General features: G+C 60.1%; 4 protein-coding genes. 2 read left to right on the top strand and 2 right to left on the bottom strand.

All coding sequences use genetic code 11. The features are described from left to right. Window positions 1–108: 108 nt before the first annotated feature. A complete protein-coding gene (locus B3C64_RS03330) occupies window positions 109–930 on the bottom strand; it encodes a TIGR03943 family putative permease subunit (RefSeq protein WP_291533709.1) in 822 nt (273 codons plus the stop codon). 8 nt (window positions 931–938) lie between these two features. Continuing rightward, complete coding sequence (locus tag B3C64_RS03325) at window positions 939–1,997, bottom strand: permease (protein WP_291533707.1); 1,059 nt, start codon at window positions 1,995–1,997, stop codon at window positions 939–941. A gap of 139 nt (window positions 1,998–2,136) precedes the next feature. Between B3C64_RS03325 and B3C64_RS03320 the strand changes: the two genes are divergently transcribed. Then, window positions 2,137–4,248 carry an LTA synthase family protein gene (locus B3C64_RS03320; RefSeq protein WP_291533705.1) on the top strand — a complete coding sequence of 704 codons (2,112 nt, stop codon included), beginning with the start codon at window positions 2,137–2,139 and terminating at the stop codon, window positions 4,246–4,248. A 105-nt stretch (window positions 4,249–4,353) separates the two neighbouring features. Beyond that, window positions 4,354–5,298, top strand: a complete 945-nt coding sequence (locus B3C64_RS03315) for a nucleoside hydrolase (protein ID WP_291533704.1) — start codon at window positions 4,354–4,356, stop codon at window positions 5,296–5,298. Window positions 5,299–5,309: the final 11 nt, after the last annotated feature.

Genomic DNA, 5,309 nt, shown 5'->3' with positions numbered 1-5,309 from the left:
CGGATATGGCCCCGAAACCCATTTACGTTCACGTTGTTGACATGGTTTGTATTCGATGCTCCCGAGGGCTCTTCGTCTGCTGATTGCCTGTTGAGCGATGATGGCGTCTCACTGCCAATAGAAATAGCCGGTCGGTGTGTTCTTCGTCTGGTGCAGCGAGACGACGCGCAGCATCAGACCTTGGCGTTCGTATCCTGACGTGCCGTAGGTGCCGTTTTCCAGCCGTGCCTCAACCGTGACCCATTGGTGTTCCGCGGGCGTCTTGCCTCCCGACGAGGCCATGAATCCGAACGGCGTCATGTCGAGTATGCAGCAGCTCATAAACTGTCTCGCCACTTGGAATTCATGACGGCCATAGGTTCTGGAACGGCTCACGAAACCGGTCACGCGCACCCGATACCCGACATATCGTTGCGGATTGTGATCGATCTGCTCGAACCACGCGCCGAACTCATCGTTGGCGATGGTGATCGTGCGGTGTTTCGCATCCAAGCCGTGCAGATGCCTCACGCCGTTGGGGGAGTAGACGTTTCTGGCGATGGGAATGGCCCGTCCCGAGGCGTAGGCGTCGAAACCGGCCGACGTCGAGGATTGATGGAACGGCACGCTGACCAGCAGCGAGGGGATGATGAGCGCGACCAGCCACCGCGGGCTTTTCCCCGCGTCGGTCGCATCGGTATGGAAGACGCCGAGCCACGCGGCGATCGCCATCAGTCCCAGCAGAATCGCCGTGGCGATGAGGTATGGTTTCGACCGCGGCGTGGCCAACGACGTGTACGCGCCGCTTGCGACGGCATGTGCGATCGCCACGGACAACGCCGCGAAACAACCGCCTTCCACCACATCGGCCGTGGCGGGACGTGCCGGACGGATGCCGGGATGGGCGTGGCGCCCTGTGAATGCGGATGCGATCGATGAGAACAATGCCATGATGGGCCTCATATTCCGAACATCACATGGACGAGGAACGCGAGCGACGCGCAGATGACCGTGACGGTGGCTGCGAGCCGAAGCGCGAAGCCGGCTTTGCATTCCATGCCCAGCATCATCGCGTTCTTCACGTCAAGCACCGGGCCGAACGTCAGAAAGGCCAGCAACGCCGAGACCGGCAGCATCCCCGACATTCCCGAGGCGATCACCGCGTCGGACGAGGAGCATACCGAACAGAGGAACGCAAGCGCCATGGCTCCCGCGATGGCGATCAGCGGATGGCTTGCGGCGATGCCGGCATCGAGCGCGTCGCCGAACATGATGCGAATGACCGACGCGATCGCCGATCCGAACAACAGCACCGGCATCATGCGGAGAAAATCATCGTGGGTGTGACGAAGAAAATGGCGCAGACGGAATCCCCGTTGCGTCGTACCATGCCCGTGCATGCCGGCACAGCTGGATGAATCATCGCAGCCATGCACATCCTTATCCGCATGCCCGCCGGAAACGGGCCGGATACGCGCCGGGTTCTGGCGGGCGGGGCGGATGACGAATGTGACGCCCACGAGCAGCGCCATCAACGCGCCGAGACCCGCACGGCGAAGCACCATCCACGGGTCGTTCGGAAACGCGTACCACGTCGACCATATCGCCATCGGATTCATGATCGGCACCGCGACGAGGAACGTGACGGCGCAGGGAACCGGCAGCCTTTTGCGCAGCAGATTCGCGAACGTCGGCACCGCCATGCAATCGCAGACGGGCATGCACAATCCCGCTATCAGCGCCACGGCGAAACCGCCGATGGTGGCGCGCGGCAGATGCCGCTCCAGGAACGGCTCCGTGACGAGCGTCGCGACCGCCGCCGACATCATTGCGCCGAGCAGCATGAAGGGGACGGCCTGCAGCATCAGTCCTGCGACGCTGGTGCCGATGCGCACCAGCGGAACGCGCAGTCCGTGCGTCTCGAACGCCTGCGATGCGGCGATGAGGAAGGCGGTCAACGGCGTGCCGATGACGAGAAACAGATAATTCGCCGAAGATGTGCGGCGTGAGGAAGCCATACCGCCGTATAGTACACCTTCGACGGATGCGATTTCGGGAAGAACCTGTGGACGAAACAGAACATCACAGGGTTTTGTCAGATTCAGCCGCAACAATAGGACGTTGGTATTTCGCTGCGGAAGTCGGCGAGGGAATCTGATGCGTTACGAGTGGAGAAAGCGCTTGACGAACGAATCCGTGAAGAACGAGACGATTGAGGAACTGGACATCGAAACGGTGGATCCGACCGCGGGCAAGGACAAGCAGGAACGCGGGCCGTTCCCCGGATGGCTGTACGGCGTGCTGTTCGTGGTCTTCGACGCCATCGGCGTGGCCGCCCTGCAGATCGGCGTCAGCCAGTCGACCACCCGCGTCAAACTGTCGAACAACATGTGGCTCACCGGTTGGGGTTTCGTCAGCAAGATGTGGACCAGCCTCAATTTCGTCGCGCTGCTGAACCTGCTGCTGTGGGGCGTGCTGTATTTGATGCTGCTGATGCTGTGCAACCGTTTCTGGGTTGCGACGCCGGTGTTTCTGGCGGTGACGTTCATCGTCGCGGTCATCGAGCATTTCAAGGTGTCGATTCGATACGAGGCGATTCTGCCGAGCGACCTGAGCTTTCTGAAATCCGACGCGGGCAATCTGATGAGCTTCATGCCGTCCGGCGCGCAATGGACCATTCTGCTGGCCGTCGCCGTGTTCGCGGCCTTCGTCGTGCTGTTCGTGTTCCTGAACCGTTTGGATGGACGGCACGGCAGGCTTTTCCGCGGCTCCGACCGGCAGACGCGTTCGGTCAACGCCGTGGCTCGTCTGCTGCTGATTCTGGTGCCGGGACTGTTCCTCACGTTGTATTCGATGCAGGTGAGCACCGTTGGTTCCTGGGCGAAAAGCTTCTCATCCGCGTTGGGTGATACGCCGTCGATGTGGGATTCCGTGTATGACGCGCAACGCAATGGCGTGCTGGTGGCGTTCACCAGGCAGCTCAATCCGAGCATCATGGAGAAGCCTTCCGACTACAGCGAATCCACGATGAAGCAGGTGGCGGCCCGGTACAAGAAGGCCGCGGAGAAGATCAACGCCAAGCGTTCCTCCAACATGACCGACAGCACGGTGATCTACGTGCTGTCCGAATCCTTCTCCGACCCGTCGCGCGTTCCCGGTCTGAAGGTCAACAAGGACTCCATGCCGAAAATCCGCAAGATCAAGCAGAGCACAACGTCCGGCCTGATGCTGTCGTCCGGATACGGCGGCGGCACCGCCAATCTGGAATACATGGGATTGACGGGTCTTTCCATGGCGAACTTCGATTCCTCGCTGACCAGCCCGTACCAGCAGCTGGTGCCGAGCGAGCATTGGACGCCGACCATCAACCAGATGTGGGGCTCCTCCAAGAACTCCATCGGATTGCATCCGTACGAATCGTCCATGTACTCCCGTGCCACCAATTACAAGAAGTTCGGCTTCTCGCACTTCTACACGTTGACCGGCCCCGACGTCATCTCGCATCAGGACAAAATCGACGAATCGCCGTACGTGTCCGACAAGGCGACGTACAAGAGCACGCTGGAACAGGTGCGCAAGACCAAGTCCAACCAGTTCCTGCAGGTCATCACCATGCAGAACCACATGCCGTACCACGAATGGTACAAGAACAACGATTTCAAGGCGGAATCCACCACCGGCGAACCGTTGGGCGAGGACGAGCAGGAATCCATCGAGACCTACCAGAAGGGCGCTTCCCTGACGGACGAGGCCACCGCCGACTTCCTCGACGAACTCGACAAGCTTGACAAGCCCATCACCGTGGTGTTCTACGGCGACCACCTGCCCGGCATCTATTCCTCCGCGTCGAAGGACGACGGCAACTCGCTCGCCCTGCACTTGACGGACTACTTCATCTGGTCGAACAAGGCCTCCGGTTCGCAGGGCAACAAGGTCGACAACTCCGACTATTCGTCACCGAACTTCTTCGTGGCGCAAGCGGCCGAGCACATGGACGCCAAGGTGTCGCCGTATCTGGCGTTCCTCACCGAAATGCACAAGAAGATCTCCGCGATGGAACCGCCGGTCGTCAACAACATCCAGGGGTGGGACCGTATTCCGGAAGGCCAGAACATCTATCTGAACGCGAAGGGCAAGGCGATGTCGGAGAAGAACTTCGACGCCGAGACCAAGCAGTTGCTGGCCGACTACAAGCTGATCCAATACGATATCACCACCGGCAAGAACTATCTGAAGAACACCGATTTCATGGATTTGCCGTCGAAGTGACGCGGACGCTTCTACGCGACGCCAATCGTTTTCACGGTCGGTGCCGTCGCGGTCGAAGCCGGCAGGGTCGGGTATGGCAATCGGCGATTACGAAGGGGAACCGATATGGTAAGAAAAATCATTCTGGATTGCGATCCCGGGCATGATGATGCGGTCGCGTTGTTGCTGGCGGTCGGCAATCCGAACATCGATGTGGTTGGCGTCACCACCGTCGGCGGCAATCAAAGCCTCGACAAGGTCACCTACAATGCGCGCGCCGTGCTGGAAAAGGCGCATGCCACGCAGATTCCGGTGCACGCCGGATGTGGCAGGCCGCTGATCCGTCCGTTGAAGGATGCCGCGAACATCCATGGCGAAACCGGATTGGACGGCGTCATATTGCCTGTTCCGAGCAGACCGCTTGACGAAGGCCATGCGGTCAACTGGATCATCGACACCATTATGAACAGCGAGCCGGGAAGCATCACGCTGGTGCCGACCGGTCCGCTGACCAACATCGCGCTGGCGGTGCGTATGGAACCGCGCATCGTGGAGCGTGTCAAGGAAGTCGTGCTGATGGGCGGAGGATACCATGTGGGCAATTGCGGTCCAGTGGCGGAATTCAACATCTTCACCGATCCGGAGGCCGCCCACATCGTGTTCAATGCGTCATGGCATCGTCTTACCATGGTCGGTCTCGATCTGACCCACCAGGCGTTGTGCACGCCTGAGGTGCAGCACCGCATCGAAGGCATCGGCACCGATCTGGCGTGGTTCGTCTCCGGCCTGATGGATTTCTTCCGCAAGACGTATCGGGATGATGCGAGCTTCGTCGATCCCCCGGTGCATGATCCCTGCACGGTCGCATACCTCATCGATTCGAGCATTGTCGCCACGCGGCGTTGTCCGATCGACGTGGAACTTCGTGGCGAGCTGACGACGGGCATGACCGTGGCCGATCTCAATGGCCCGGAGCCCAGCGAGGACGAGTGCCGTACTCAGGTGGCCACCAAGCTGGACTTCGACAAGTTCTGGAATCTGGTCGAGGACGCCATCCGTACAATAGGCTGAATGCAATCGAT

Source organism: Bifidobacterium sp. UBA6881, assembly GCA_002451435.1.
GTDB lineage: Bacteria > Actinomycetota > Actinomycetes > Actinomycetales > Bifidobacteriaceae > Bifidobacterium.
The sequence above is the reverse complement of the archived record's forward strand: the minus strand, read 5'-3'. Positions and strand labels throughout refer to the sequence as shown.

Excerpts from the sequence above, each read along its gene's own strand:
- B3C64_RS03330 (WP_291533709.1), bottom strand. The coding sequence starts at position 930 with ATGGCATTGTTCTCATCGATCGCATCCGCATTCACAGGGCGCCACGCC.
- B3C64_RS03325 (WP_291533707.1), bottom strand. The coding sequence starts at position 1,997 with ATGGCTTCCTCACGCCGCACATCTTCGGCGAATTATCTGTTTCTCGTC.
- B3C64_RS03320 (WP_291533705.1), top strand. The coding sequence starts at position 2,137 with ATGCGTTACGAGTGGAGAAAGCGCTTGACGAACGAATCCGTGAAGAAC.
- B3C64_RS03315 (WP_291533704.1), top strand. The coding sequence starts at position 4,354 with ATGGTAAGAAAAATCATTCTGGATTGCGATCCCGGGCATGATGATGCG.